The 26,348-nt window shown below is 65.7% G+C and carries 26 protein-coding genes; 18 read left to right on the top strand and 8 right to left on the bottom strand.

Annotated features, from left to right (window positions below):
* Positions 1-26: 26 nt before the first annotated feature.
* The 4 genes from AM2010_RS10615 to AM2010_RS10600 form a co-directional block, all read right to left on the bottom strand.
* A complete protein-coding gene (locus AM2010_RS10615) occupies positions 27-473 on the bottom strand; it encodes an ExbD/TolR family protein (RefSeq protein WP_047807038.1) in 447 nt (148 codons plus the stop codon).
* Positions 474-508: 35 nt separating this feature from the next.
* The gene (locus AM2010_RS10610) at positions 509-1,042 is read right to left on the bottom strand and encodes an ExbD/TolR family protein (RefSeq protein ID WP_201784074.1); all 534 of its coding nucleotides are present in this window, start codon (positions 1,040-1,042) and stop codon (positions 509-511) included.
* Between the two features lie 75 nt (positions 1,043-1,117).
* Positions 1,118-1,918, bottom strand: a complete 801-nt coding sequence (locus AM2010_RS10605; RefSeq protein ID WP_047807036.1) for a MotA/TolQ/ExbB proton channel family protein — start codon at positions 1,916-1,918, stop codon at positions 1,118-1,120.
* Positions 1,919-1,995: 77 nt separating this feature from the next.
* A complete protein-coding gene (locus tag AM2010_RS10600) occupies positions 1,996-2,667 on the bottom strand; it encodes an energy transducer TonB (RefSeq protein WP_047807035.1) in 672 nt (223 codons plus the stop codon).
* 333 nt (positions 2,668-3,000) lie between these two features.
* On the opposite strand from AM2010_RS10600, the gene AM2010_RS10595 reads away from it, so the two are divergent.
* Positions 3,001-3,855 (top strand): hypothetical protein, encoded by an 855-nt coding sequence (locus AM2010_RS10595; protein ID WP_047807034.1) that lies wholly within the window; start codon positions 3,001-3,003, stop codon positions 3,853-3,855.
* An 88-nt stretch (positions 3,856-3,943) separates the two neighbouring features.
* Positions 3,944-5,254, top strand: a complete 1,311-nt coding sequence (locus AM2010_RS10590; RefSeq protein WP_047807910.1) for a homoserine dehydrogenase — start codon at positions 3,944-3,946, stop codon at positions 5,252-5,254.
* 10 nt (positions 5,255-5,264) lie between these two features.
* Here the strand turns inward: AM2010_RS10590 and AM2010_RS10585 are convergent, their stop codons facing one another.
* Positions 5,265-5,801 (bottom strand): hypothetical protein, encoded by a 537-nt coding sequence (locus tag AM2010_RS10585; protein WP_150115339.1) that lies wholly within the window; start codon positions 5,799-5,801, stop codon positions 5,265-5,267.
* A gap of 57 nt (positions 5,802-5,858) precedes the next feature.
* Here AM2010_RS10585 and glpX point away from each other — a divergent pair, with 57 nt between their 5' ends.
* The 15 genes from glpX (at position 5,859) to AM2010_RS10510 (ending at position 21,699) form a co-directional block, all read left to right on the top strand.
* The gene (glpX, locus tag AM2010_RS10580) at positions 5,859-6,842 is read left to right on the top strand and encodes a class II fructose-bisphosphatase (RefSeq protein WP_047807033.1); all 984 of its coding nucleotides are present in this window, start codon (positions 5,859-5,861) and stop codon (positions 6,840-6,842) included.
* Positions 6,843-7,002: 160 nt separating this feature from the next.
* Positions 7,003-7,938, top strand: coding sequence for a ribose-phosphate pyrophosphokinase (locus AM2010_RS10575; protein WP_047807032.1), 936 nt, complete (start codon positions 7,003-7,005; stop codon positions 7,936-7,938).
* A gap of 12 nt (positions 7,939-7,950) precedes the next feature.
* A complete protein-coding gene (gene hisN / locus AM2010_RS10570) occupies positions 7,951-8,739 on the top strand; it encodes a histidinol-phosphatase (RefSeq protein ID WP_047807031.1) in 789 nt (262 codons plus the stop codon).
* Between the two features lie 54 nt (positions 8,740-8,793).
* Positions 8,794-10,806 carry an LTA synthase family protein gene (locus AM2010_RS10565; protein ID WP_160325595.1) on the top strand — a complete coding sequence of 671 codons (2,013 nt, stop codon included), beginning with the start codon at positions 8,794-8,796 and terminating at the stop codon, positions 10,804-10,806.
* Between the two features lie 149 nt (positions 10,807-10,955).
* On the top strand, positions 10,956-11,159 hold the full coding sequence (gene rpmI, locus AM2010_RS10560) for a 50S ribosomal protein L35 (RefSeq protein WP_047807029.1): 204 nt from the start codon (positions 10,956-10,958) through the stop codon (positions 11,157-11,159).
* A gap of 29 nt (positions 11,160-11,188) precedes the next feature.
* On the top strand, positions 11,189-11,548 hold the full coding sequence (rplT, locus tag AM2010_RS10555) for a 50S ribosomal protein L20 (RefSeq protein ID WP_047807028.1): 360 nt from the start codon (positions 11,189-11,191) through the stop codon (positions 11,546-11,548).
* Between the two features lie 156 nt (positions 11,549-11,704).
* Entirely contained in the window at positions 11,705-12,589 is an 885-nt protein-coding gene (locus AM2010_RS10550; RefSeq protein ID WP_047807027.1) for an AraC family transcriptional regulator, read from the top strand.
* 56 nt (positions 12,590-12,645) lie between these two features.
* Positions 12,646-13,746, top strand: a complete 1,101-nt coding sequence (gene pheS / locus AM2010_RS10545) for a phenylalanine--tRNA ligase subunit alpha (RefSeq protein ID WP_047807026.1) — start codon at positions 12,646-12,648, stop codon at positions 13,744-13,746.
* The gene (gene pheT / locus AM2010_RS10540) at positions 13,743-16,133 is read left to right on the top strand and encodes a phenylalanine--tRNA ligase subunit beta (RefSeq protein WP_047807025.1); all 2,391 of its coding nucleotides are present in this window, start codon (positions 13,743-13,745) and stop codon (positions 16,131-16,133) included. The genes pheS and pheT overlap by 4 nt, the downstream gene beginning before the upstream one ends.
* Entirely contained in the window at positions 16,130-16,882 is a 753-nt protein-coding gene (locus AM2010_RS10535) for an SDR family NAD(P)-dependent oxidoreductase (RefSeq protein WP_047807024.1), read from the top strand. The genes pheT and AM2010_RS10535 overlap by 4 nt, the downstream gene beginning before the upstream one ends.
* A gap of 66 nt (positions 16,883-16,948) precedes the next feature.
* Positions 16,949-18,469: a peptide chain release factor 3 gene (locus AM2010_RS10530; RefSeq protein ID WP_047807023.1), complete on the top strand. Its 1,521-nt coding sequence runs from the start codon at positions 16,949-16,951 to the stop codon at positions 18,467-18,469.
* Positions 18,470-18,533: 64 nt separating this feature from the next.
* Positions 18,534-19,124: a pyridoxamine 5'-phosphate oxidase family protein gene (locus AM2010_RS10525; protein WP_047807022.1), complete on the top strand. Its 591-nt coding sequence runs from the start codon at positions 18,534-18,536 to the stop codon at positions 19,122-19,124.
* Between the two features lie 17 nt (positions 19,125-19,141).
* A complete protein-coding gene (locus AM2010_RS10520) occupies positions 19,142-19,840 on the top strand; it encodes an endonuclease/exonuclease/phosphatase family protein (RefSeq protein ID WP_047807021.1) in 699 nt (232 codons plus the stop codon).
* A 153-nt stretch (positions 19,841-19,993) separates the two neighbouring features.
* Positions 19,994-20,332 carry a P-II family nitrogen regulator gene (locus tag AM2010_RS10515; protein WP_047807908.1) on the top strand — a complete coding sequence of 113 codons (339 nt, stop codon included), beginning with the start codon at positions 19,994-19,996 and terminating at the stop codon, positions 20,330-20,332.
* A gap of 29 nt (positions 20,333-20,361) precedes the next feature.
* On the top strand, positions 20,362-21,699 hold the full coding sequence (locus tag AM2010_RS10510; protein ID WP_047807020.1) for an ammonium transporter: 1,338 nt from the start codon (positions 20,362-20,364) through the stop codon (positions 21,697-21,699).
* Positions 21,700-21,848: 149 nt separating this feature from the next.
* On the opposite strand, the gene AM2010_RS10505 is transcribed toward AM2010_RS10510, so the two are convergent.
* The 3 genes from AM2010_RS10505 to AM2010_RS10495 are packed head-to-tail and all read right to left on the bottom strand — an operon-like array spanning position 21,849 to position 24,817.
* On the bottom strand, positions 21,849-23,435 hold the full coding sequence (locus AM2010_RS10505; RefSeq protein WP_047807019.1) for a GMC family oxidoreductase: 1,587 nt from the start codon (positions 23,433-23,435) through the stop codon (positions 21,849-21,851).
* A 26-nt stretch (positions 23,436-23,461) separates the two neighbouring features.
* Positions 23,462-24,409: a sterol desaturase family protein gene (locus tag AM2010_RS10500; RefSeq protein WP_047807018.1), complete on the bottom strand. Its 948-nt coding sequence runs from the start codon at positions 24,407-24,409 to the stop codon at positions 23,462-23,464.
* Positions 24,410-24,418: 9 nt separating this feature from the next.
* Entirely contained in the window at positions 24,419-24,817 is a 399-nt protein-coding gene (locus tag AM2010_RS10495; protein WP_047807017.1) for a hypothetical protein, read from the bottom strand.
* A gap of 97 nt (positions 24,818-24,914) precedes the next feature.
* On the opposite strand from AM2010_RS10495, the gene AM2010_RS10490 reads away from it, so the two are divergent.
* On the top strand, positions 24,915-26,348 hold the full coding sequence (locus tag AM2010_RS10490) for an amidohydrolase (protein ID WP_047807016.1): 1,434 nt from the start codon (positions 24,915-24,917) through the stop codon (positions 26,346-26,348).

Genomic DNA, 26,348 nt, shown 5'->3' with positions numbered 1-26,348 from the left:
CTTCAATGCGGTATCTAACCGAGAGCTTACGCGCCGGCTGGCTTGTCGAAAGTCCGGTACTTTTCGTTGCCGACGAAGCCGAACTTGGAGACGCCGGAGCCCTTGATGATGTTGAGCACCTTCACCGACAGATCGTAGCTGGCGTATTGCTCGGGCTCGTACTGCAGTTCCGGCTCGGGATCGATCGTCTTGCTGATTTCCAGATTGCGAACGAGTTCGCCCTGATCGATCGAATCGCCGTTCCACAGGATTTCGCCTGCCTGGGTGATGACGATCTTGTTCTTGATCGGATCGATCTGGTTTTCCGGCGGCGGGTTGGGGTTCGGTGCCGGAAGATCGATGTCGACCGAGTGGGTCGCCACCGGGATCGTGATGATGAACATGATGAGGAGCACGAGCATGACGTCGATCAACGGCGTCGTGTTCATTTCCATCATCGGTGCGCCGTCGTCGCGGCCGCCTGACATTGCCATGGTGGGCTACTCCTGAATCCTGTCCTTGCGCCCGATCAGCCGTTCGGATCGACCGGGTTGGAGATGAAACCGACGGTCGGATAGCCGGCCGCCTGCACGTTGTAGATCGTGCCGGCTATGCACTGCCACGGGGCGTTCACGTCACCGCGAATGTGCACCTGTGGTATCTGGTCGGGATCATCCATGATCGCTTCCGCGCCACCGGCGCGCTGAACGATCGCGTCGAGCCGTTCGAACGCACGATCGTAAAGCTCCTGCGAATCCACCGGCGTCGTATTGCCGAAATAGACCCGGCACTGGCCTTCGCGCGATGCCCCTTCGAACCCTGGTTCACCCGCGCTGCGCCCGGCGTTGTCGGTCGTGCTGACGGTGAGCTGCAGGTTTTCGACCTTATCCTTCGATTCGGTCGATTCGAACACCGGAATGCGCAGCTTCTCGATCGTCTGGATCGCGACCGGAACCGCGATCAGGAAGATGATCAGGAGCACCAGCATCACGTCCACCAGCGGCGTGGTGTTGATGTCCGACATCGGTCGTTCCTGACCACCGCCTCCCATCGAAATCGCCATGGCTATATCCTATCCAACTATTTCACTTGCCTGCGTCGCCGGGCCGGAATGTTCCGGCCCGGCGTAACGGCGCAATCAGCGCTTCGGCGCGGCGGTGGTCGACCCGGCCGGCTTTGCCGCCGGCGCAGTCGCTGCGGCCTTCCCGGCCTGCTGCGTCGAAGGCTTGGTCATCAGGGCCGGCTTCACCGCACCCTTGGAATTGATGTTGGCCAGCAGATCGGTCGAGAAGCCCGAAAGCAGTTCGGCGATGCGCTTGTTGCGGCTCTGCAGCCAGTTGTAGGCGAGCACCGCGGGAACCGCGACGAGAAGACCGATGGCGGTCATGATCAGCGCCTCACCGACGGGGCCGGCGACCTTGTCGATCGAGGCCGAACCGGCGATGCCGATGTTGATCAGGGCGCGGTAGATACCGATAACGGTCCCGAGCAGACCCACGAACGGCGCAGTCGCACCGACCGTTGCGAGGAACGGCAGACCGCCGGCCAGCTTGGAATTGATCGCAGCTTCCGAACGCGCGAGCGAGCCGTGCATCCAGTCGTGCGCTTCGAGGCTGTCGGTCATCTTGGTGTGCGCTTCTTCAGCAGCGAGACCATCGTCGACGATCTGGCGCCATGCGCTGTTCTTGTCGAGCTTGGTCGAGCCTTCGCGCAGCGTGCCGGCTTTCCAGAAGTGCGAGCGCACGTTTTTGTACTGATTGAAGATCTTCTGCTGTTCGAGCAGCTTGGTAATCAGGATGTAGAACGAACCGACCGACATGATCACGAGCACGCCGAAGATCGACCAGGCGATCAGGCCGCCCTGGTTCATGGCTTCCATGAAGCCGAAGGAGTTCTGCGGAGCAGCTTCACCCGCCGCGGCAAGAAGTTCGATAAGCATTGCGAAAGTCCTCTCAGAAAGAAGCAAATTAGGAAGGAGTTACCATGGCGCGCGCACGGCGCGCCGCACGGGAATTGCTAGTTCGGGATCTCCCAGCGGACGGTGCTCGAGTACGAGCCGGCAACTTCGTCGCCATTACCGTCGGTCGCCGGACGGAACCGGGCGCGGCGTTCGACCAGGTTGCAGGTCGCTTCCTTGAGCTCCTGCGGGGCCGAGCCGCCGGTGATCGAGCAGGATTCCACCCGACCGTTGGTTCCGATGCGAAGCGCGAAGGATGCCGTGCCGCTGTATTCGCGGTTGATCCAGCTGCTCCGATAATCCGAATTGGTCACCCAGCTACCCGGATTGTTCCGGGGTTCCGGCGACTTCGGCTGCACCCGCGGCGGAGGCGGGGGCGGCGGCGGAGCCGGCGGTGCCGGTGGCGGCACGCGCAGAACAGGCGGCGCAGGCGGCGGAATCGTCGGTTGCGTCCGGATCGGCGGCGGAGCCGGCGCGATACTGATCGGCGGGGGCGGAGCGACCGGCGGCGGCGGGGCCGTGTCGGGCTCGGGCGGGGGCGGCGGTTCGTCCTCTGGTTCGGGGGGCGGCGGTTCCTCGATATCGACCGTCGTCACACGCTCCACCACCTGGGACACTGCCTCATAGGCAAGCCCGGTGATCAGCGCATACCCGACCAGAACATGGATGATCGCCACTATGATCAGGGCGACAACCCGGTTTCCGCTCATCTGTTGGTCAGCGTAAGCCATTCAGTCGCGTCACTCCATCGTCTCTCGCCGGTGTAGGACCGGCGACTCTCCTCACGACAAGAAAACCCTTGCCAGAGGGCAATCCCAATTGTCCACCCTGCCGGCACCACGGCGACGCGTAGGCCAATCAGACCCAGGCGCCGCTTGGCCAGCATGGGCCCGTCCGCGGCGTTTATCGTTTCATTGCCTCGGACTAGCGCGATCATTAGCTTCGATACCCAGGGTGCGCAAACGCTTTATCGGTTAACCGCCGATTCAGGCCTGCAAGTCTTGGAACGCCCGAGGCGCCGAACGGTTCACGAAATTACGATCCGGCATCAGAATGGATTACATATGACCCATACCCGATCTCTCAATTCACTCTGCGCTGCCGTTCTGGGGGGCCTCGCGCTCGCCTGTTCCATCCCCGCGTCTGCCCAGCCGGCGGCACCGAGCGGACCGGGTGCGGGCCCGACTTACGCCGATCTGGCCGATCTGGCCGATCCCGCCGATCTGGTGATCCGCGCGGAGGTGCGCAGGCAGGCGCAGCTCAAGCCCGAGCGCGCGCCCAACGTCCGGCCCGGCTACGGCCGCCTCTATATCGAAGCGCGCACCGTTTCGCTGATCGCGGGCAATGCGCCGATCGGCGAATCGATTCGCTATCTGGTTGACGTTCCGCTCGATGAGGATGGCGATCCGCCCAAGCTGAAGCGGCAGGAAGTCGTCCTCTTCGCGCGCACCGGCGGCCGTCCCGGCGAGATCCAGCTCATCGCCCCGACGGCGCAACTGCGCTGGAGCGAATCGCTCGAAGCGCGCTTGCGGCCCATCCTGGCAGAGCTTGCTGCGCCCGACGCGCCGCCTTCGGTCACCGGGGTGCGCGACATTCTTTCGATGCAGGGCAACCTTGCCGGCGAATCGGAAACGCAGATGTTCCTCGATACCGAGGGGGACGGCCCGGTTTCGATCACCGTGGTCCGGCGCCCCAACATGGCCCCCGTATGGGGCGTTTCCTGGACGGAGATCGTCGACCAGGCGGCGCGCCCGCCGTCCCGCGACACCTTGGCCTGGTACCGGATCGCGTGCTTCCTGCCGCAAGAGCTGCCGCGCGAAGCCAATATCGCGCAGGATTCCGCCTCGCGCTATCAGGCGGCGGAGGATTTCGCCTTCGTGCGGCAGAGCCTCGGCCCTTGCCATCGCAACCGCAACTAGCGCGGTCCCAAGCGAAACTGGCTCCCATGCGGCGCGGCGGCGCGTTAGGGCGCGCGTATGAAACGCGCTAAACATGCTCGCCGCACCGATGGCTGAACCGCTGCGAATCGCCCTTGCCGGGCTTGGCACTGTCGGGGCAGGCGTAATCCGCCTGCTGGACACCAACGCTGCCCTTCTGCGCGCCAGGGCCGGCCGGGAGATGCAGATTGTCGCCGTTTCGGCACGCGATCGGGGCAAGGATCGCGGCGTCGATCTGACGCGGTTCGACTGGCACGACGACATGACGGAAATGGCCGCGCGCGACGATATCGACGTCGTGGTGGAACTGGTCGGTGGTGCCGACGGGCCTGCACTGACCCTGGCGCGCGGCACGCTCGGCGCGGGCAAGGCGCTGGTCACCGCGAACAAGGCGATGGTTGCGCATCACGGCCAGGCACTATCCGAACTGGCGGAAAGCGGCGGCGTTGCGCTTAAATTCGAAGCAGCCGTGGCTGGCGGCATCCCGGTGGTCAAGGCGCTGCGCGAGGGGGCGGCCGCCAACGCGATCGAGCGCATTTACGGCATCCTCAACGGCACCTCTAACTATATCCTTTCTACGATGGAGGCGAGCGGTGCGGACTTCGGCGAGACGCTGGTCGATGCGCAGAAACTCGGCTTTGCCGAAGCCGATCCGGCATTCGATATCGAAGGAACCGATGCCGCCCACAAGCTCGCAATCCTGGCGGCGATCGGCTTCGGCGCGAAAGTCGACTTCGCCGGTGTGGAGTGCGAGGGGATCGCATCGATCCGGGCGGAAGATATCGCGCGGGCGGACACGCTGGGATATGTCGTCCGCCTGATCGGCATGGCCGATCTCGAACGGACCGGCGACGATTCCTGCGCGCTGCTGCAGCGGGTCAAACCGTGCCTGGTGCCCAAGGGGCATCCGCTGGCCCATGTGACCGGTGCGACCAATGCGGTGGTTGCCGAAGGCAATTTCTCGGGCCGGCTGCTGTTCCAGGGGGCCGGGGCCGGGGCCGGACCGACGGCGAGCGCGGTGGTCGCCGACCTGATCGACATTGCGCGCGGAGAAATCGGCGCGCCGTTCTCGATCCCTTCGGCAGAGATGATCCCGATGGCGCGGGCCGAGGCTGGGCATCGTACGGGCCGCAGCTATCTGCGCTTCACGGTCGCGGATCGGCCGGGCGTTCTGGCCGAACTGACCGCGGCGATGCGCGACGCGGGCGTTTCGATCGAAAGCCTGATTCAGCAGGGCCGGCAGGAAGAAGGCGGCGAAGTCCTGGTGGCGATGGTCGCGCACGAAGGGCCGCAGCGCAATGTCGCGCGCGCGCTCGATCTCCTGCGTGATTCGGACAGCCTGACGGCGCCGCCGCTGTCGATGCAGATCCTCGAAGGCTGATCGACGCGACTCATTCCGCGGTGCCCGCCGGGTCTTCGGGCGCGGCGGTTCCGTCCTCTGCCGGTTCGGGCGTGAATTCGCCATCGTATCCGCGCGGGGCCAGCCCGCGAGCGGCGCGTTCCGCATCGGAGCCGGGCGGGGCTTCGGGCAGTTCGTCGAAATCGACCATATAGGCCGGCGGCGGCGGGCAGGGCGGGATGACGCAGAGGCCGGAAACGGTCGCCGGCCCCTTGAATATTCCCGGGCCCGCGACATCGGGGGCCTGGGGATTGCCCTTGTTCATCGTCGCCGCGGCGTATTCGTCCTCCGCATCTTCATCTGACCGTATGCGGAACTGCGATTGCTCCTCCAGCCGCGCGCAGACCACGATTTCATTGCCTTCGGGCTGCTTGCAATCGGGCTGCGAGCGTGATGGCGGAGGTGGTCCATAAGTCTCACGTGCAGCTTCGAACGCTTCGTCCACCGCATCGGGGCCGGCATTCTGTGCCGTCAGGGGCGCCGCCCAGACGGCCCAGGCCAAGACAAGCGTCAGGTGTATTCTCGACATTCCCGCTCCCGCTGGCTAAGCGCCGCCTTCAAGCACTCCCGGGGGACTGAATCCAGCATGAATACCGACCTTCCAGCCACTGGCTCGCAGCTCGATCGGGTGCTCGTGCTCGAACTCGTTCGCGTTACCGAAGCCGCCGCCATTGCCGCCAGCAGCCTGATCGGCCGCGGCGATGAAAAGGCCGCCGACGCCGCTGCGGTGGAGGCGATGCGCAAGGCTTTCGACCAGCTCGAAATCGACGGGACCGTGGTTATCGGCGAGGGTGAGCGGGACGAAGCCCCGATGCTCTATATCGGTGAGAAGGTCGGGGGCGCTGCAGGCAAGGGGCCGCGAATCGATATCGCGCTCGATCCGCTGGAAGGCACGACGATCACCGCCAAGGCCGGCCCCAACGCGCTGGCCGTGCTGGCCGCGGCGGAAGAAGGGTGCCTGCTCAACGCCCCCGATACTTACATGGACAAGCTGGCCGTTGGGCCGGGCTATCCCGAAGGGATCATCGATCTGGCCAAGAGCCCGAGCGATAATGTGCGCGCCGTGGCGGAAGCCAAGGGGGTCGAGCCTGGCGATATCATCGTCTGCGTTCTCGATCGGCCGCGCCACGCGGCCCTGATCGCGGAGCTGCGTGCGCTCGGCTGCGGCGTCGTTCTGATCGGTGACGGCGATGTCGCAGGCGTGATCGCGACGACCGACCCCGAAACCACGATCGATATGTACATGGGACAGGGCGGTGCGCCGGAAGGGGTGCTGGCCGCGGCGGCGCTGCGCTGCGTCGGCGGCCAGTTCAACGGTCGCCTGGTCTTCCGCAACGAGGACGAGAAGGCGCGCGCACGCAAGTGGGGCATCGAGGATCTCGACCGCATCTACAAACTGGAAGATCTGGCCAAGGGCGATTGCATCTTCGCGGCCACCGGGGTCACGCCCGGATCGCTGCTCGATGGCGTCAAGCGTCTTCGCGGCGGCCGCATGACGACCGAAAGCGTGGTTATGCGCGCCAGCAGCGGCACCGTTCGCTGGATCAAGGGCGAACATCGGCTGGGTTGATCGCACCGCGGTTTCCGACCGGTGCCGGCGATCGGTACCGGCACAGGAAAGCGTGGATTTCTGCACTGCCGCTGCCGGCCCGCCTGTTGCAATCGCGTGACTCCCGGCTAAGCGAGGCGAAGCCGATTCCCGCCGTAGTAACCGAAGGGCACCCCTCGTCATGAAGATCATGTCCGGCAATTCGAACCTGCCGCTAGCACGCGCGATCGCGGCCTATCTCGAACTGCCGCTGACCGACGCCAGCGTACGCCGCTTCGCGGACGAGGAAGTCTTCGTCGAAATCCACGAGAACGTGCGGGGCGAGGATGTTTTCCTGATCCAGCCGACCAGCTTCCCGGCGAACGACAACTTGATGGAACTGCTGATCTGCATCGATGCGCTCAAACGCGCTTCGGCCAAGCGGATCACGGCGGTCGTGCCCTATTTCGGTTACGCCCGGCAGGATCGCAAACCCGGCCCGCGCACGCCGATTTCGGCCAAGCTGGTCGCGAATCTGGTGACCGAGGCGGGCGCCGATCGTGTCCTCGCGGTGGACCTGCACGCCGGGCAGATCCAGGGTTTCTTCGATATCCCGACCGACAATCTCTATGCCGCGCCGGTGATGGCCGCCGATATCCAGGCCCGCTATGGCGACCGTGACCTGATGGTGGTTTCGCCCGATGTCGGCGGTGTCGTGCGGGCACGCGCACTGGCCAAGCGGCTCGACAACGCCCCGCTGGCGATCGTCGACAAGCGCCGCGACCGCCCGGGCGAGAGCGAAGTCATGAACATCATCGGCGAGGTCAAGGGGCGCCACTGCATCCTGATCGACGATATCGTCGATTCGGGCGGCACGCTGTGCAACGCGGCGCAGGCGCTGCTCGATCAGGGCGCAAGCTCGGTCGCGGCCTATATCACCCACGGCGTGCTGTCGGGCGGCGCAGTGGCGCGGGTCGATGGCTCGATGCTGACCGAACTGGTCATCACCGACAGCATTCGCCCGACCGACGCGGCGCAGGATAGCGACAAGATCCGCATCCTCACCATTGCCCCGCTGATTGGCGAGGCGGTGCGCCGCATTGCCGATGAAAGCTCCGTCTCCAGCCTGTTCGACTGAGCGCGAGCCGGAATGCCAAGTTCTGCCGATCTTGCCCTGGCCAACCGGCTGGCCGATGCCGCCGGCGAGGCGATCCGTCCGCTGTTTCGCGGCGACTGGACGGAAGAGCGCAAGAGCGACGCGACTTTCGTTACCGAGGCCGATCGCGCTGCCGAGGCGGCGATGCGGGCGATCATCGAAAACGAACGGCCCGACGACGGGATCATCGGGGAAGAATACGGCAACCGCAATCCGGGCGCCGGGCGTCAATGGGTGCTCGACCCGATAGACGGCACCACCAGCTTCATCGCAGGCCGGCCGATCTTCGGTACGCTGATCGCGCTGATGGAAGGCGGCTGGCCGGTTATTGGAGTGATCGATCAGCCGATCCTGCGTGAACGCTGGGCCGCGCGGGTCGGCGAAGGGACAACCTTCAACGGCAAGCCCACACGCACCGCGCCGTGTCCCGATCTGTCGAACGCCGTTCTGGGAACGACCAGCCCGCATTGCTTTTCCGGCGATCAGGTCGACGCTTTCATGGGCCTGGCCGGCAAAGTCGCAGAGCGCAAGATCGTCTATGGCGGGGACTGCTACAGCTATGGCCTGGTCGCTTCCGGCCATATGGACATCGTATGCGAAGCCGGCCTCAAGCTGCACGATTTCGCCGCGCTCATTCCCGTGGTCGAGGGGGCCGGCGGCACGATGTGCGACTGGCAGGGCGATCCCCTGAACGAGGATTCGACCGGAGAGGTCATTGCCCTGGGCGATTCGGCCCGGCTGGAAGACGTGATCAAGGCGATGGCCGGGCACGATCACGGTTAGCACAATGATAACCCTGGCACGCTAACCCCGCAACCTTCGGGAACGGGGATGGCGATGGCAACTGCCGCAGGACAGGCCGGGATCGAGAAATCCCTTTCCGCCGCGGCGACATCCCGCCTGCCGGCGCGCCTTCTGGCGCTGGTGCCGTTTGGCGTCGTACTGGTCGGCTCCGCGATCGAACTTGTGCTGGCCGATCGCAAATATGGCCTGTTCACCGGCGGGTTCGGACAGTCGCGAGCGGTCGACAGCGTGGGAGAGCTGGCACAGTTCGCCGCCGGGTACGGGCTGGCACAGGCGGTTGTCGCCCTCGCCGGCTGGTTGCTGGCCGTGCGGCTGGCGCGCAGCCGGCCGCCGTGGACCGCCGCCTATCTGTTTGCGCTGATCAATGGGGTGGGTTTCTGCCTTCTGCTCGCGGCGCAGTATCAGCTTCATTCCTATTTCAGCGACACGGTGAATTTTGCTCTGCTCAGCAAGCTGGGCGGGGGCAGCCTGGCCGATGCGCTTCTGTTCGCCGCGAGCGAGATCGGGATCGCACTGGCGGGGCTGGGTGCGCTGCTGCTTTGCGCATGGGCGGTCTGGCGTCTTGCCCTGCGCATTCTGCCGGTCGGGATGCCACGCCCCCGACGGCCCCGAACCGTTACGCAGCTGGCACTGGTGGGGATGTTCCTCGTCGCGGCGCAGGGGATCTTCGCGATCCGGTCCGATGCGGCATTCGGCCTCGACCGCACGCTTGCATGGTCCGCTCTGACCGCGATGCTCAACCGCGCCACCGACTTCGATCGCGATGGCTATGGCCTGTTTGCGGTCCAGCGCGACACCGCCCCTTTCGATGGAAGCCGCCACCCGCTCGCGCTCGATATTCCGGGCAACAGGATAGACGAAGATGGCTATGGCGGTGATCTGGTCCCGGTTCCGCTTGCTGCCCCGATCGGCCCGCAGGTCTTTACCGGAAATCGGCCCCATGTGGTCGTCGTCGTCATGGAATCGATGCGCGGCGATGTTCTGGGCAAGCGGATAAACGGTAAACCGGCCGCGCCCAATCTCGAACGACTGGCCGAAGAAGGCAGCATCGCCAGCCCGGCTTACAGCCACGTCGGCTTTACGACGGAGAGCCTCAAATCGCTCTTCACCGGCCAACTGGTCCCGCAGCCGGGTGCACCGTCGCTGTTTCGCGACCTCAAGGCGAGTGGCTATCGCATTGGCGTCTTCTCCGGTCAGCCTGAGGATTTCGGCGATATCTCCGAGACCGTGGGAATGCGCGAGAGCGCCGATGTCTATGTCGATGCAGAGCTGCTGCGCGAAAAGCGCGCGTTCGATTTTGCCGCCAAGGGCAGTCTGCTGGTCGATGAAAGCCACCTCCTTGCCGCGTTCGATCGCACGCTGGGGACGGAAGACTGGCAGGCAACGCCGCATTTCGCCTACTTCAATTTTCAGACCGCCCATTTCCCCTATCACCATCGTGACGTCGCCCCTCGCCTGATCGAAGAACCGATCGCGCGCGGAGCGATTGGGGCCGACCGGGCGAAGGATGTTCAGGCGACATACTGGAACGCAGTCGCCCATGCCGATGCATGGCTGGGCGAAGTCGTCGCGCGGTTGAAAGCGGCGGGGGTGTGGGACGATACCATTCTGATCGTCACCGGCGATCATGGGGAGGACCTGTTCGAAGACGGCTTCCTCGGTCACGGGCACGTGATCAATCACCGCCAGTACGGCACCGTCCTGGTCGCCAATCGACCGGGCATGCTGCCACCCGGTCCGATAGGACTCGCCGATTATCGCGCGATCCTGTCCGCGGCCATCAACGGCGACGCATCGCCTGCGCCCACGGTCCCGCCGTTCCTCCACATCGGGCCGCTTTCGGCACCGACCGCGATCGGGATGGCGGGGCGCGACGGGGTGCTTACCAGCCTGCGTCTCGATACCGGGGAAGCGTGTCTCGTCGAACGCGGCGAATGTGCGCCCTACGGGGCGCTGGAAGGCGCGGGGAGGGACAGGGTCGAGGCGCTGATTGCCCGCTGGGGCAGCGAACGCTGGCGCGAACATCGGCGCACCCGGGTCGACTGACGCTTCTCGCGCTGCTGAACCGCGAATCGCTTGCCATTTGCCGCGATTGGCCCTAGTGGCGCGCGCTTCACCGACACGCAGATATCTGCCGGTCTGGCCGAAAGGGCTGCCAGGGCTGGCTGGACGTGTTTCTGAAACAGGAGACGAAAATGCCCAAACTGAAGACCAAGAGCGGCGTGAAGAAGCGCTTCAAGCTCACCGCCACCGGCAAGGTCAAGCACGGGGTCGCCGGCAAGCGCCACCGCCTGATCAGCCACAATGCGAAGTACATCCGCCAGAACCGCGGCACCTCCGTCCTGTCCGAAGCGGACACCAGGACGGTGAAGAAGTGGGCCCCCTACGGCCTCGACTGAGCCCGTTCGACTTTCAGGAGTACTAGCACATGCCTCGCATCAAACGCGGCGTAACCACGCGCCAGAAGCACAAGCGGCTGCTCGACCAGGCCAAGGGCTATCGCGGTCGCCGCAAGAACACCATCCGCATCGCCCGCCAGGCGGTCGAAAAGGCCGGGCAATATGCCTACCGCGACCGCAAGGTTAAGAAGCGCAATTTCCGCGCCCTGTGGATCCAGCGCATCAACGCGGCCGTTCGCGCCGAGGGGCTGACCTATTCGCAGTTCATGCACGGCGCGAAGCTCGCCGGGATCGAACTGGACCGGAAGGTCATGGCCGACCTCGCGATGAACGAAGGCGGCGCGTTCAAGGCGATTATCACGCAGGCCAAGAAGGCGCTGCCCGCTTAAGGCACGCCGGCCTGCACGACAGAATCTGAAGGGGCGCGGGCGGCATTGCTTCCCGCGCCCCATTGCCGTCCGGACCAAACATGCCGGCTGCTTTGCCAAGCGGCCTGCCTTGCGATATTCCCCGCCGCGGGGGAAATCATACGGGGCATATTCGTCGTGGATTCGGCGCAATGCGAGATTGCGGTGCGGTTTCACGCGCCGCCGGCCGACCTGGCGCGGTTCTTCACCACGTTCTATCGTGTGGAGATAACCGTGCCGGAAGGAATGCGTGTCGCCGACGCGCTGCAGCCGGAATGGGGCAACCTGCGATTTTTCGCCGGCGATCTGCCGGAAAGCCGATCGCCCGAAGGCGACCGGATTGAGAACGCGGATTTCGTGGCGACCGGGCCCAGCAGCGGGCCGCTGAATTTCTCGGTCGGCAGCACGCGGCTCTGGGGGATTGGCCTGCTCCCGCTCGGCTGGACAACCTTCGTCGGCCAATCGGCACACCTGGCGGCGAACCGCGCGTTCGATGGGCGGAAGGACGCGGCCTTCGCGCCTTTTGTGCCGCTGGCCGACGATCTCGATGCAGAGCCGGTACACGAGCGCAAGGAGTACGAGCGGCTGGTGCGGTTCTTCCGCCACGAGGCGCCCCGGCATGGCCGCGAGGACCCGCGTATCGCCGCGATCCACGCCATGCTGCTCGATGACGACTTCGGCGATGTCGCTGCGATGGCGCGCCGCGCCGGGCTGACCACGCGCACCCTGGAGCGTCTGGCCCGGCGGGCTTTCGGATTTCCGCCCAAACTCCTGCTGCGGCGGCAGCGCTTCATGCGCAGCCTGGCGCGCTTCATGCTCGACCCGGATGCGAACTGGAGCGGTTCGATCGACGGCTGCTATTACGACCAGTCCCACTTCGTGCGCGATTGCCACCGGTTCCTGGGCATGTCGCCGAGCGACTATGCGGCGCTGGACCATCCGGTCATGGCCGGTTTCGTGCGCGAACGACATCGCCTTTACGGCAGCGCGGTGCAGACGCTCGACCGCCCCTCCGCCACCTGAGCGGGCGCGACATGCGCTTTGCCTTGCGGGCAAATTGGCGCTAGCGGGCCGGTGCCATGAACGAACTCCAATCCCGCAAGAACGAAGCGCTCGCCGCCATCGCGTCCGCCGACAATGCAGACGCGGTCGAGGCCCTTCGGGTCGAGGCGCTGGGCAAGCAGGGCTGGATCAGCCAGCTGCTCAAGACGCTGGGCGCGATGACGCCCGAGGAACGGCAGGAACGCGCGCCCGCGATCCAGGCGGCGCGCGGCGAAGTCGCCGATGCCATCGCCGCGCGCAAGCAGGCGCTCGAAGCCGCCGCGCTCGACCGGCGGCTGGCGTCCGAGACGCTGGATCTGACCCTGCCGGCACCGGAAACGCCTTCCGGCTCGGTCCACCCGGTCAGCCAGGTCATGGACGAGCTGGCGGAAATCTTCGCCGACCTCGGCTTCTCGGTCGCCACCGGGCCGGAGATCGAGGACGACTGGCACAATTTCACCGCGCTCAACATGGCCGAAACGCACCCGGCGCGCGCGATGCACGATACGTTCTATTTCCCCGACCGCGACGGCGCGGGGAACCGGATGCTGCTGCGCACCCATACTTCGCCGGTCCAGATCCGCTCGATGATGAAGGAAGGCGCGCCGATCCGCATTATCGCGCCGGGCCGTGTCTATCGCAGCGACAGCGACGCGACCCACACCCCGATGTTCCACCAGATCGAAGGGCTGGTGATCGACCGCGACATCCACCTCGGCCATCTCAAGTGGACGCTGGAAACCTTCCTCAAGGCCTTTTTCGAACGCGAGGACATCGTCCTGCGCCTGCGCCCGAGCTATTTCCCCTTCACCGAACCTTCGGTGGAAGTCGACGTCGGGTGGCAGGACGTGAAGGGCCGCCGCGTGCTGGGCGGCGACGGCGATGCGCCGGGGCACGGCTGGATGGAACTGCTGGGCAGCGGGATGGTCAATGCCCGCGTCATCGAATTCGCCGGGCTCGATCCGGCAGAGTGGCAGGGCTTCGCCTTCGGCGTCGGCGTCGACCGGCTGGCCATGCTCAAGTACGGGATGGACGACTTGCGTGCCTTCTTCGACGGCGACCGGCGCTGGCTGACGCATTACGGCTTTTCGGCGTTCGATCAGCCGACCCTTTCCGGCGGTGTGGGGGCACGGGCATGAAGTTCTCGCTCGAATGGCTGAACGATTTCCTCGAGACCGAGGCGACGGTGGCGGAGATCGCCGCCGCGTTGAACGCGATCGGGCACGAGGTGGAAGGGATCGAGGATCCGGCGGAAAAGCTCGCCGGGTTCCACGTGGCCGAAGTGCTGACCGCCGCGCCTCACCCCGATGCGGACAAGCTGCAGGTGCTGTCCGTCACGACCGGCAAGGGGGAACCGCTCCAGGTTGTGTGCGGTGCGCCCAATGCGCGCGCCGGGATGAAGGGCGTGCTCGGCCTGCCGGGTGCGGTCGTGCCGTCGAACGGAATGCAATTGCGCAAGAGCGCGATCCGCGGTGTCGAATCCAACGGCATGATGTGCTCGGTGCGCGAGCTGGAGCTGGGCGATGAGCACAGCGGCATTATCGAACTGCCCGAAGACGCTCCGGTCGGTGCCGATTTCGCGGACTATCACGGGGCGAGCCCGGTGCTCGACGTGGCGATTACCCCGAACCGGCCCGATTGCATGGGCGTGATGGGGATCGCCCGCGATCTGGCCGCGGCGGGTCTGGGCACGTTCAGACTGCCGGAGATCGCGCCGGTCGCCGGCGAAGGCGCCTGTCCGGTCGAGATTCGGATCGAAGACTCCGCAGGTTGCCCGGCCTGGTATGGCCGGGTCATCAGCGGCGTGGCCAACGGCAGCTCGCCCGAATGGATGCAGCGCCGCCTGTTGGCGGCCGGCCAGCGGCCGATCAGCGCGATCGTCGATGTCACCAATTACCTGATGCTGGCTTATGGCCGGCCGGCCCATGCCTACGATCTCGACAAGCTGAGCGGTGCGATGACTGCCCGTCTCGCGCGCGACGGGGAAGAAGTGCTGGCGCTGAACGAAAAGACCTACACCCTCGATCCGACGATGACCGTGATCGCCGACGATGCCGGGGTGCACGATATCGCCGGGATCATGGGCGCGGAGCATTCGGGCGTGACGCCCGAGACGATCGATATCCTGCTCGAAATCGCCTATTTCGACCCTGAGAGGATCGGTGTTAGCGGGCGCAAGCTCGGCCTCGCCAGCGATGCGCGCACCCGGTTCGAACGCGGGGTGGACCCGGCGTTCCTCGATGGTGGGCTGGCGATTCTTACCGCTCTCATTGTCGAAATGTGCGGAGGGACGGCAAGCGATGTCGTAAGAGCCGGCTCGCCGCCGGCGGGGCCGAAAGTCGTTGCTTTCGATCCCGCCCTGACCCGGCGTCTGGGCGGGGTGGAGATCGAGTATGACGAGCAGCGGCGCATCCTGCGCGCGCTCGATTTCGAGGTCGGCGAGGATTGGCAGGTCACATGCCCCGCGCGCCGTCACGATATCGAGGGGCCTGCCGATCTGGTCGAGGAAGTCGTGCGTATTCACGGCCTCGACACAGTGGAAAGCGTGCCCCTGCCGCGGGCGGAAGGGGTTGCCCGGCCTACCGCGACCGCGTTGCAGCAGACCGAACGCAAGCTGCGCCGCAGCGCCGCCGCGCGCGGGCTGAACGAGGCCGTGACATGGTCGTTCCTACCTGTTGCCGAGGCAGAGCATTTCGCGGACGGCGCGGCCCTGTGGGTGCTCGACAATCCGATCAGCGAGGACATGAAGGCGATGCAGCCTTCGCTCCTTCCGGGGCTGCTGGCCGCGGCCAAGCGTAATGCCGATCGCGGCGCGCCGGGCAGCCGCCTGTTCGAGATCGGTCGCCGCTATTTCCGCGGCAAGAACGGCGCGAGCGACGAGAAGCCGACGCTGGGCCTGGTGCTAGCCGGTGAAAAGGTCGCGCGCGGCTGGGCGACCGGTAAGGCGCAGGGTTTCGACGCCTTCGACGCCAAGGCCGAGGCCACGGCGCTGCTCGAAGCCGCGGGTGCCCCGGTCGGCAACCTGATGGTCATGGGCGAGGCGGGGCCGCAGTTCCATCCCGGCCAGTCGGCCACGCTGCGGCTCGGGCCCAAGAATGTTCTCGCCCGGTTCGGTGCGCTGCATCCGAACACGCTGAAGGCTTTCGACATCGATGGCCCGGTGGTCGCGGCGGAGCTGTTTCTTGACGCGATCCCTGCGCGAAAGGCGTCTGCAGGGTTTGCCCGGCCTGCCTATGCGCCGCCGGCGTTGCAGCCGGTGACGCGCGATTTCGCCTTCCTCGTCCCTGCGGGCCTTGCTGCGGCCGATCTGGTCCGCGCGGTGCGCGGGGCGGACAAGGCAGCGGTCGTCGATGCGCGCGCGTTCGATGTCTTCACCGGCCAGGGCGTGGAGGCAGGGCGCAAGTCTGTTGCGGTCGAGGTCGTCCTGCAGCCCGGCGAGAAGAGCTTTACCGATGCCGAGATCAAGGCAATTTCTGACAAGATCGTCGCGGCGGCCGGCAAAGTGGGAGCGGAGCTGAGAGCATGAACAGGACGGCACTCGTCACGGGCGCAACCGCGGGCATTGGCGAAGCCTGCGTTCGCAATCTCGCCGCCGCCGGCTGGCGCTGTGTCGCAACCGGACGCCGCGCCGAACGGCTGGAGGCGCTGGTGGCCGAGCTTGGGTCCGACAAGGTTCACGCGGCGGTATTCGATGTGCGCGACGAAGCGGCACGCGACGACGCGCTCGGCAACCTGCCCGATTCGTTCGCGGGGATAGACCTGCTGCTCAACAACGCCGGGCTGGCGCTGGGCACGTCGCCGGCGCAGGAAGCCAGCCTCGCGGACTGGACAACGATGATCGAAACCAATGTGACCGCGCTGGTTTCGTTGACGCACAAGCTGCTTCCCGCCCTGATCGAGCGCAAGGGCGCGGTGATCAACATCTCGTCCGTCGCGGCGAATTACCCCTATTCGGGCGGTAACGTCTACGGCGGCACCAAGGCTTTCGTGCGCCAGTTCGCGCTTGGTCTGCGCAGCGATCTGCACGGCACCGGCGTGCGGGTGACCTCAATCGAGCCGGGCATGGTCGAAACCGAATTCACTCTGGTGCGGACCGGTGGCAACAAGGAAGCGCACGAGCGGCTTTACGGCGGCGCGCAGCCGATGACGGCCGGCGATATCGCCGACACCGTCCGCTGGGTCGCGGAACTGCCGCCGCATCTCAACATCAACACGCTGGAACTGATGCCGGTGAGCCAGAGCTACGCCGGCTTCCAGGTCGCGCGCGGGGGTTGAGCGCGCTGCGCCCGCCCATGCATCTTGGGTGGACGAAACCGTGCGCTGCGGCTAGGCGCGCCGGCCATGTCCAATCGCCGCACGTTCGCGATCATTTCGCACCCCGATGCGGGTAAGACCACGCTGACCGAGAAGCTGTTGCTGCAAGGCGGGGCAATCCATCTTGCAGGCGAAGTGAAGGCGCGCGGTGCGGCGCGGCGCGCGCGCTCGGACTGGATGAAGATCGAGCAGCAGCGCGGCATCTCGGTCACCTCCAGCGTAATGACGTTCGAAAAGGACGGGATCACCTTCAACCTGCTCGACACGCCGGGGCACGAGGATTTTTCCGAAGACACCTACCGCACGCTGACCGCGGTCGATTCGGCGATCATGGTGATCGATGCGGCCAAGGGGATCGAGCCGCAGACGCGCAAGCTGTTCGAGGTCTGCCGCCTGCGATCGGTGCCGATCATCACGTTCGTCAACAAGGTCGACCGCGAAGGCCGTTCGATCTTCGAAACGCTCGACGAAGTGGCCGACGCCCTGGCGCTCGACGTGTCGCCGCAGAGCGCGCCACTGGGCATGGGCGGGCTGTTCACCGGCGTGCTCGATTTCGCGAGCGGGACGGTGGCCCGGCCCGAAGGGGAAAGCCGCGAATATCGCGGCAAGCGCGATGCGCCGGGCGATCTGCCTGAAGATCTGGCCGAGGAAATCGAGCTGACCCGGATCGGCTATCCCGAATTCGATCTGGAAGCCTATCGCAACGGCGATCTGACGCCGGTGTTCTTCGGTTCGGCGCTCAAGAATTTCGGGGTCGAGGAACTGATCGCCGCCATCGCGCGCTGGGCCCCGCCGCCGCGTCCGCAGCCGGCGGGCGAGGACCAGATCACGCCCGATCGGGACGAGGTCACCGGCTTCATCTTCAAGGTCCAGGCCAACATGGACCCGAACCATCGCGACCGGATTGCCTTCATGCGGCAGGTGTCGGGCACCTTCAAACGCGGGATGAAGCTGACACCGAGCGGTCTGGGCAAGCCGATCGCGATCCATTCTCCGATCCTGTTCATGGCCCAGGATCGCGAACTGGCCGATACCGCGCAGGCCGGCGATATCATCGGCATTCCCAACCACGGCACGCTGCGCGTGGGCGACACGCTGAGCGAGAAGAACCAGATCCGCTTTACCGGCCTGCCCAATTTTGCGCCGGAAATCCTGCGCCGGGTCGTTCTGCGCGATCCGACCAAGACCAAGCAGCTGAGGAAGGCGCTCGACGATCTGAGCGAAGAGGGCGTGATCCAGGTCTTCTATCCCGAGATCGGCGGCCAGTGGATCGTCGGCGTCGTCGGCCAGTTGCAGCTCGACGTGCTCGTCTCGCGGCTGGAGGCGGAATACAAGGTGGAGGCGGTGCTGGAAGCATCCCCCTTCGCAACCGCTCGCTGGCTGGCCGGCGATGCGAAGGCGATGGACGAATTCGAAAGTTTCAACCGCGCGAACCTCGCCCGGGACCGCGATGGCGATCTGGTTTTCATGGCCAAGAGCGTGTGGGATGTGAACTATCAGCAGGAACGCAATCCCGATCTGACGTTCTCCGCCACCAAGGAACGCTAGGCCGTGTATCCCGCCGCGCCCGGGCAGGGGTGACGGCGGGCGGAAGGTGCGATAGATCGCCTTTATGGCCGACTTCACCGACACGCTCACCGATGCCCATATCGCGATGATCGCGAAGCAGCCGATGTTCTTCGTTGCGACCGCGGCGGAGGGTGCACGGATCAATCTCAGCCCCAAGGGCCTCGATTCCTTCCGCGTGATTGCGCCCGACAGGGTCGGCTATCTCGATCTCGGCGGGTCGGGGAACGAAACCAACGCGCACCTTCTGGCCGACGATAACGGCAGCGGCGGGCGCATTACGGTGATGTTCTGCAATTTCGAACAGCCGGCGCTGATCCTGCGCATCTATGGCCGTGGCCGACCGGTCCTGCCGGCCGATCCCGAATGGGACGAGCTGGCCGGGCACTTCACGCTGATGCCCGGCACGCGCCAGATTTTCGAGATCGCAGTCGAAAGCGTGCAAACGAGTTGCGGCTGGGGCGTGCCCTTGATGGAGTTCGAGAAAGAGCGTCCGACGCTGGTGAAATATCATGCCCAGGCCGACCCACAGAAATGGGCGGAGAAGACCGGAAAGCGGACCAGCAGCATCGATGGCCTGCCGACCCGGCCGACCGACCGCTACATCGCGGGCGATCCTGGCGCCGGACCGGCCTGAGGTTCGTTCTCCCCCGCGTGCAACTGACTTTCGCGAGCTACAACATTCACAAGGCAGTCGGGCTCGACCGGCGGCGCGATCCCGATCGGATCATTGCCGTCCTGCGCGAGATCGATGCGGACATTATCGCCCTGCAGGAAGTGGACCGGCGGATCGGGGACCGCGCCAGCGTGCTGTCGCGCGCGGCGCTGGACGACACGCCGTGGAAGCCCGTTGCGCTGGCCCGCCGGCCGCGCAGCCTGGGCTGGCACGGAAATGCCATCCTCGTGCGGCGCGGCTATAATGTGATCGAGGCGGAACCGCTCAATCTGCCAACGCTGGAGCCGCGCGGTGCTGTGCGCGCCGATGTCGACTGCCACGGTGTCAGGGTGCGGGTGATCGGCACCCACCTGGACCTGTCGGGCCTGCGCCGGCGCGATCAGGTCAGGGCGATCCTCGATCATCATGGCGCGTGCGAGCCGCAGTGTCCGACCGTGCTGATGGGCGATTTCAACCAGTGGGGCATCCGGACCGGCGCGATGCGGGAATTTGCGCAAGGGTGGCGCGTGCTCGATCCCGGCCGCAGCTTCCCCAGCCGCCGCCCCGTCGCGCGGTTCGACCGGATCGTGACCTCGGAACACTGCCATCCGCGCGAGGTGCATGTTCACCATAGCGCGCTGTCCGCACGGGCGTCGGATCACCTGCCCGTCTGGGCCCACCTGGAAATTGCACAATAAGTAATCACTGCCTATCCGTTGGGCAGTCAATATTGAGCTTGCGATAGTCTCTTTCGCTATCGTGAGCTGAAAAGACGGGAAATTTCTCTTCTGGCACGGCCCTTGCAAACTTTGCGAGGCCGGGGGGTTCCGGTGACCAACCAGGGGGGATCGATGAAGTTCATCATCGCCATCATCAAACCGTTCAAGCTCGACGAAGTGCGCGAGGCGCTCGCGGGCGTCGGCGTGGCCGGCATGACCGTGACCGAAGTCAAGGGCTTTGGCCGCCAGAAAGGGCAGACCGAGATCTATCGGGGGGCCGAATACTCCACCAACATGCTGCCCAAGGTGAAGCTGGAGATTGCCGCCAGCGACGACCTTGCCCCGCAAGTGGTCGAGACCATCCAGCAAACCGCCAGCACCGAAAGCATCGGCGACGGCAAGGTCTTCGTGATCGACCTTGCCGAGGCCACGCGCATTCGCACCGGCGAGACAGGGGATACCGCGCTGTGAGTGCGGGAAGAGAGATGAGGGACCAGACAATGATCCGCAAAACGCTATACCGCGCGGGTGCGGCCGGCGCCGCGCTGTTTGCCGCTGCGCCCGCCTTCGCGCAGGAGGCGGTCGAGGCCGCTGCCGCCGTGCCCAACCCGGGCAACAACGCCTGGATGATGACCTCCACGGTTCTCGTCCTGATGATGATCCTGCCGGGCCTGGCGCTGTTTTACGGCGGCCTCACCCGTCAGAAGAACATGCTGTCGACGATGACGCAGGTGGGCGCCACGGCTGCGCTGGCCATGCTGATCTGGGTCATGTGGGGATACTCGCTCGCGTTCGGCGATACCACTTACGAAGGCACGCTGGGCCTGTTCATCAGCGGGGGCAGCTATTTCCTCGCCGGAACCGATGCCAGCAGCACGGCGGCGACCTTCACCGACGAAGTCATCAGCAAGTACGTCTTCATCAGTTTCCAGATGACATTCGCCGCGATCACCGCAGCGCTGATTCTGGGCGCGACTGCAGAGCGGATGAAGTTTTCCGCGCTAATGGCGTTCGTGCCGATCTGGCTGACGATCGTCTATTTCCCGATCGCCCATATGGTCTGGGCCGGGGGCGGGCTGCTGTTCGAAGACGGGGCGCTCGATTTTGCGGGCGGCACCGTGGTGCATATCAACGCCGGTATCTCTGGCCTCGTCCTCGCCTACCTGCTGGGCAAGCGTCGCGGCTATCCGGCAGAGCCGATGCCGCCGCACTCCATGACGCTGACGATGGTCGGCACGGGTCTGCTGTGGGTGGGCTGGTTCGGCTTCAACGCCGGTTCCGCGCTCGAAGCCGATGGCTTTGCAGGCCTGGCGATGATCAACACTTTCGTCGCGACCGCTGCCGCTGCCCTGACCTGGATGGTCATCGAACGGCTCGCGGGCCACAAGGGGTCGGCGCTCGGCTTCTGTTCGGGTGTGATCGCCGGCCTCGTCGCAGTGACGCCTGCGGCGGGCAATTCGGGCCCATTCGGCGCGATCCTGCTCGGCATCGTTTCCTCGATCGTCTGCTACCTCGCAGTGGCGAAGATGAAGGCGAAGTTCGGATATGACGACGCCCTGGACGCATTCGGCATCCACGGCGTGGGCGGTATCGTCGGCGCGATCGGGACGGCGATCGTCTATCAGCCCTTCCTGGGCGGCCCGGGCGATGGTTCGACCGCGCTCGGTGCGCAGCTCGGCATTCAGACATTCGGCGTCATCGTCACAATCGTCTGGGCAGCGCTGGGCACTCTGGTCGCCGGACTGATCGTCAAGGCTCTGATCGGCCTGAGGGTCTCCGAAGAAACCGAAGTCGACGGGCTCGATATCTCCGAACACGGAGAGCGCGCCTACAACTGACTTTCACGAAATTGGCGGGCCGGCGGGGTTTTCTCCTCTCCACCTTCCGGCTCGCCAAGCATTGTTCCTCCTGCGAACACCGCCTTTATGGGCCGGAGCCAGCCGCTCCGGCCCATTTTTTCGTGGCAGCTGAAGATGCGTGCCGGCGGCTAGGCCAGGGCCTGACGCACGAAATCGGCGCAGCGTTCGCCGATCATGATGCTGGGCGCATTGGTGTTGCCGCTGACGAGGCGCGGCATGATCGAGGCATCGGCGACCCACAGGCCTTCCACCCCGTTCGCCTTCAGCGCCGGATCGACCACGGCATCTGCGTCGGGACCCATGCGGCAGGTGCCGACCGGGTGATAGACGGTGTCGGCGCGATTGCGGATCAGCTCGTCCAGCGCATCGTCATCCGCTAGGTCGATGGGATAACGGTCGGTGGGCCGGTAATCGCGCATTGGCGGAGCATCGACGATGCGGTGAGACAGGCGCACGCCCGCGCGCAAAGTGGCAATGTCTGCCTCGTGGTCGAGGAAATTGGGATCGATCAGCGGCGCATCGGCCGCGTCGCCTGACGCCAGGCGCACCGTTCCCCGGCTTGCGGGCCGCAGGACACAGGCGTGGAGCGAGAAGCCATGGCCTTTCACCTTGGTCCGCCCATGGTCTTCGAGCATGGCGGGGACAAAATGCCACTGCACGTCTGGCGCCGGCGCATCGGGCATGACCCGCCAGAACCCGCCGGCTTCGGCATAGGGCGTGGTCATCGCCCCGGTGCGGCGCCGGCGATGTTCGACGATCGCCTTCACCATGCGCCAGGTGCCGGGCAGGCTGTCGCCGATAAAGTCGCGGCTTTCGGTCTCCCAGCTCGATACGTAGTCGATGTGGTCCTGAAGATCGCTGCCCACTGCAGGGCGGTCCAGCGCCACCGCTATGCCACGCTCGCGCAGATGATCTGCCGGGCCGATGCCCGACAGCATCAGTATCTGCGGGCTGTTGAAGGCCCCGGCCGAGAGCACGACGCCTCCGCGCGCGCGCAGCGTTTCGCGGCGCGATCCGCGGCGGATGGCAACGCCGGTCACCCGGCCCTGCTCGATCACCAGCCGCTCCACCAGCGTGCCGGTCAGGATCGCGAGGTTCTCCCTTTCGCGCAGCGGCTCGACATAGGCGCGCGCGGCGGACCAGCGCTCGCCCCCCTTCTGGGTCACCTGATAGAGGCCGAAACCTTCCTGCTTCGCGCCGTTGAAATCGGCGTTTCGCGGCAATTGCAACGCGGCAGCGCTTTCGACGAAGGCCAGGCTGCCGGGGTTGGGCCATTTCTGGTCGGAGACATGGAGCGGCCCGTCGCCGCCGTGGAAATCGTCCGCCCCGCGCGCGTTGCTTTCCGCCCGCTTGAACCAGGGCAGGACATCGTCGTAGCTCCAGCCGGTGCAGCCGAGCGCGGCCCAGTTGTCGTAATCCCAGCGGTGGCCGCGGATATAGAGCATGGCGTTGATCGCGCTCGATCCACCCAGGCCCCGGCCGCGCGGCTGATAGCCGGTGCGGCCGTTCAGGCCCTTCTGCGGCACGGTATCGTAGCGGTAGTTCGCGGCCTTGGGCAGGAAGGGCATCATGCCCGGCGTCTTGACCAGGAAGTTGTCGTTGGTGCCCCCGGCTTCCAGCAGGCAGACCCTGCGCTTGCCCTCTGCTGCGAGCCGCCCGGCGACCGCGCTGCCCGCGCTGCCGCCACCGATGACGATGACATCGAATTCCATGATACCCTCTCCTCTCCCGGAAGACAGGGTTAGGCAGCCTCGCCCTCAACTGCAATCGGGTTTTGGATCGAGACCTTTTTCTCGCCCTCATTCTCGCGCGTCGTCCGCGCGCGCCAGCGGGCGCGGATCATGTCGCTCGTTTCGCGACTGCCGTCGTGCGACCAGCCGGGTTCGCGCAGGAGATAGGACAGTTTGTGGCGCCAGGGCGCGCGCCGGATGTCGCCCAGCATCCCGATCCATTCGTGGAACACGGACCACAGCAGGTTGAAGGACCCGAGCTGCCGCACGATCCCGTAGCGAATCCGTTCCCCGGCCCTTTCCGGCTCGAACGTGCCGAACAGCTTGTCCCAGACGATGAAGACCCCGGCGTAGTTGCGGTCGAGATAGCGCGGATTGGTTGCGTGGTGGACCCGGTGGTGGCTGGGCGTGTTCATCACCGCTTCGAACCACCGGGGCATCCGCCCGATCGCCTCGGTATGGATCCAGAACTGATAGATCAGATTGAAGCCCGCACAGATCGCGATCATTGCCGGATGGAAGCCAGCCAGAACCAGCGGCAGCTTGAACGCGAACCCTAACGTGAAGGCCCCGGTCCAGGTCTGCCGCAGGGCGGTGCTGAGGTTGTAGTGCTGGCTGGAATGGTGGTTGACGTGGCTGGCCCAGAACCAGCGAACGCGATGCCCGGTGCGGTGGACCCAGTAATAGGCGAGATCGTCGAGCACGAAGCACAGCGCCCAGGCCCACCAGGCCCAACCGATGTCGAACAGCCGATATTCGTAGGCCGCGAAGAAAACGAGCAGGGCGCCGCCGCCGAACAGGATACCGGCGACGGTGCTGCCCAGTCCCAGGGCCAGGCTGGTCAGTGTGTCGCGCGGCTCATAGGCGTCCGGCCGCCGTTTCCAGGCCCAGAGCATTTCCGCCAGCACCAGGACGACGAAGGCCGGGATCGCGTAATCGACGGGAGAAAAATCGGGCATCGCGACGGCTCAAAGCCTCCTGAGGCTGGCGGCCCAATACTGAGCCTGCGGACCGAGATCGAGCGCGATGCTGCCGAAGCGCCGATCGTCCGTGCCGACGATCAGCAGCCCGCGATCGAGCCGAGCGTGGGCATGTCCGGCCAGCATCCGCGCCGCGAAATGCACACCGTGCCGCCGCAGCAAGAGGATGCGGCCATTGCCGTCACGGGCCAGCGCCGCCTGTCCCGCCCGGTCGAGCGCGATTTCCTGCGCAGCAAAGCCGGGAATGGCCTCGTCCGCAAGCTCGCGGGCATGGTCCTGATCCCGAATACGCTGCTCGCCGCCCAGGCCGAGTTTCCACGCAAGCCCGGCAAGCGCCAGGATTGCCAGGAGCGAACCGGCCAGTTGCAAGAGGATGTCCAGATCCATCGCGCTGGTTTGCCACTGGCTTGCGAACCTGTCGAGCGCGGGCGTTGCCAGGCGGCGGCATCGAACCTAGAGCTGGCCGGGTTACGAGGAGAGACCGATGAAGAATGCCGCCTTCCTGACAGCCCTTGCCGGTGCTTTGACATTTGCCGCTGCGCCCCCGGTGTCGGCGGAAACGTTCGATGCCGTGGCGGCGGTCGACGCACAGTACGACCGCACTGCGCGCGTTGCGCGCCAGCTGTGGGAATGGTCGGAAGTCGGCTATCAGGAAACCCGATCGAGCGCGTTGCTCCAGACCGAGCTGGCGGCCAACGGCTTTACAGTTACGGAGGGCGTGGCCGAGATCCCAACGGCTTTCATTGCGGAATACGGCAGCGGCGGCCCGGTGATCGCGATTCTGGGCGAATTCGATGCGCTGCCGGGGATCAGCCAGTCCGATGCACCCACGAGAGAGACCGTTGCCGGGCGGCATGCGGGGCACGCGTGCGGCCATAACCTTTTCGGGGCGGGATCGCTGACGGCGGCCATCGCGATCAAGGAATGGCTTGAGGCGACGGGCACCCCGGGGCGCATCCGGTTCTACGGCACTCCGGCGGAAGAAGGCGGATCGGGCAAAGTCTACATGACCCGCGCGGGCCTGTTCGACGATGCCGATTTCGCGATCCACTGGCATGCGGACGACGAGAACAGCGCAGCGGCCAACACCAGCCTCGCCAACCGTTCGGCCAAGTTCCGCTTCCACGGCCGATCGGCCCACGCCGCCGGCGCGCCGGAGCAGGGCCGCTCCGCCCTCGACGGGGTGGAAGCGATGAACATGATGGCCAACATGATGCGCGAACACACGACGATGGACGCGCGCATTCACTACGTCATCACCGAAGGCGGCACTGCGCCCAACGTGATCCCCGATTTCGCCGAAGTGTTCTATTACGTCCGCCATTCCGACCCTGGCGAAGTGGAAGCGATGTGGGAGCGGCTCGAAGCCGCCGCCGAAGGGGCGGCAATGGGCACCGGCACCCGCGTCGAGTGGGAAATCATCCACGGCAACAATCCGCTGCTCGTCAATCAGGCGCTGGCAAAGATGATGGATGCGAAGCTGCGGCAGGTCGGCGGTGTCGAGTACACGGCGCAGGAACGTGCCTGGGCCGAGCAGCTGGCCACAAGCCTGGGCGATGCCGCGAAGCCGCTCGATATGGCCGAGCAGATCCAGCCCTATGAAACGTCGCTCGGTTACGGCTCCACCGACGTGGGTGACGTGTCCTGGGCCACGCCGACCGTCGGCGTGCGGACCGCCACCTGGGTGCCCGGAACGTCGGCCCATTCGTGGCAGTCCGCGGCGGCAAGCGGCACCACGATTGGGTACAAGGGCGCACAAGTTGCGGCCAAGGCGATGACACTGGCAGCGATCGAGCTGTTCAGCGACCCGGACCTGCGGCAGAAAGCCCGCGCGGAGTTCGAGGCCGCACGCGGCGAGAATTACGAATATCGCTCGCTGCTGGGCGACCGCGATCCGCCGCTCGACTTCCGCAAATAG

Origin of the sequence: Pelagerythrobacter marensis (assembly GCF_001028625.1) — a bacterium.
Lineage (GTDB): Bacteria > Pseudomonadota > Alphaproteobacteria > Sphingomonadales > Sphingomonadaceae > Pelagerythrobacter > Pelagerythrobacter marensis.
Note: the sequence above shows the minus strand (reverse complement) of the source record. Positions and strands in the feature narration are given on the sequence as shown.

What these genes read in the sequence shown, in the direction of transcription:
- AM2010_RS10590 (WP_047807910.1), top strand. Translation starts at nt 3,944, where the DNA reads ATGGCTGAACCGCTGCGAATCGCCCTTGCCGGGCTTGGCACTGTCGGG.
- AM2010_RS10530 (WP_047807023.1), top strand. Translation starts at nt 16,949, where the DNA reads ATGTCCAATCGCCGCACGTTCGCGATCATTTCGCACCCCGATGCGGGT.
- AM2010_RS10525 (WP_047807022.1), top strand. Translation starts at nt 18,534, where the DNA reads ATGGCCGACTTCACCGACACGCTCACCGATGCCCATATCGCGATGATC.
- rplT (WP_047807028.1), top strand. Translation starts at nt 11,189, where the DNA reads ATGCCTCGCATCAAACGCGGCGTAACCACGCGCCAGAAGCACAAGCGG.
- hisN (WP_047807031.1), top strand. Translation starts at nt 7,951, where the DNA reads ATGCCAAGTTCTGCCGATCTTGCCCTGGCCAACCGGCTGGCCGATGCC.
- AM2010_RS10605 (WP_047807036.1), bottom strand. Translation starts at nt 1,918, where the DNA reads ATGCTTATCGAACTTCTTGCCGCGGCGGGTGAAGCTGCTCCGCAGAAC.
- AM2010_RS10600 (WP_047807035.1), bottom strand. Translation starts at nt 2,667, where the DNA reads ATGGCTTACGCTGACCAACAGATGAGCGGAAACCGGGTTGTCGCCCTG.
- AM2010_RS10610 (WP_201784074.1), bottom strand. Translation starts at nt 1,042, where the DNA reads ATGGCGATTTCGATGGGAGGCGGTGGTCAGGAACGACCGATGTCGGAC.
- AM2010_RS10575 (WP_047807032.1), top strand. Translation starts at nt 7,003, where the DNA reads ATGAAGATCATGTCCGGCAATTCGAACCTGCCGCTAGCACGCGCGATC.
- AM2010_RS10535 (WP_047807024.1), top strand. Translation starts at nt 16,130, where the DNA reads ATGAACAGGACGGCACTCGTCACGGGCGCAACCGCGGGCATTGGCGAA.
- AM2010_RS10500 (WP_047807018.1), bottom strand. Translation starts at nt 24,409, where the DNA reads ATGCCCGATTTTTCTCCCGTCGATTACGCGATCCCGGCCTTCGTCGTC.
- rpmI (WP_047807029.1), top strand. Translation starts at nt 10,956, where the DNA reads ATGCCCAAACTGAAGACCAAGAGCGGCGTGAAGAAGCGCTTCAAGCTC.
- AM2010_RS10510 (WP_047807020.1), top strand. Translation starts at nt 20,362, where the DNA reads ATGATCCGCAAAACGCTATACCGCGCGGGTGCGGCCGGCGCCGCGCTG.
- AM2010_RS10585 (WP_150115339.1), bottom strand. Translation starts at nt 5,801, where the DNA reads ATGTCGAGAATACACCTGACGCTTGTCTTGGCCTGGGCCGTCTGGGCG.
- AM2010_RS10515 (WP_047807908.1), top strand. Translation starts at nt 19,994, where the DNA reads ATGAAGTTCATCATCGCCATCATCAAACCGTTCAAGCTCGACGAAGTG.
- glpX (WP_047807033.1), top strand. Translation starts at nt 5,859, where the DNA reads ATGAATACCGACCTTCCAGCCACTGGCTCGCAGCTCGATCGGGTGCTC.
- AM2010_RS10490 (WP_047807016.1), top strand. Translation starts at nt 24,915, where the DNA reads ATGAAGAATGCCGCCTTCCTGACAGCCCTTGCCGGTGCTTTGACATTT.
- pheT (WP_047807025.1), top strand. Translation starts at nt 13,743, where the DNA reads ATGAAGTTCTCGCTCGAATGGCTGAACGATTTCCTCGAGACCGAGGCG.
- AM2010_RS10565 (WP_160325595.1), top strand. Translation starts at nt 8,794, where the DNA reads ATGGCAACTGCCGCAGGACAGGCCGGGATCGAGAAATCCCTTTCCGCC.
- AM2010_RS10495 (WP_047807017.1), bottom strand. Translation starts at nt 24,817, where the DNA reads ATGGATCTGGACATCCTCTTGCAACTGGCCGGTTCGCTCCTGGCAATC.
- pheS (WP_047807026.1), top strand. Translation starts at nt 12,646, where the DNA reads ATGAACGAACTCCAATCCCGCAAGAACGAAGCGCTCGCCGCCATCGCG.
- AM2010_RS10595 (WP_047807034.1), top strand. Translation starts at nt 3,001, where the DNA reads ATGACCCATACCCGATCTCTCAATTCACTCTGCGCTGCCGTTCTGGGG.
- AM2010_RS10615 (WP_047807038.1), bottom strand. Translation starts at nt 473, where the DNA reads ATGGCAATGTCAGGCGGCCGCGACGACGGCGCACCGATGATGGAAATG.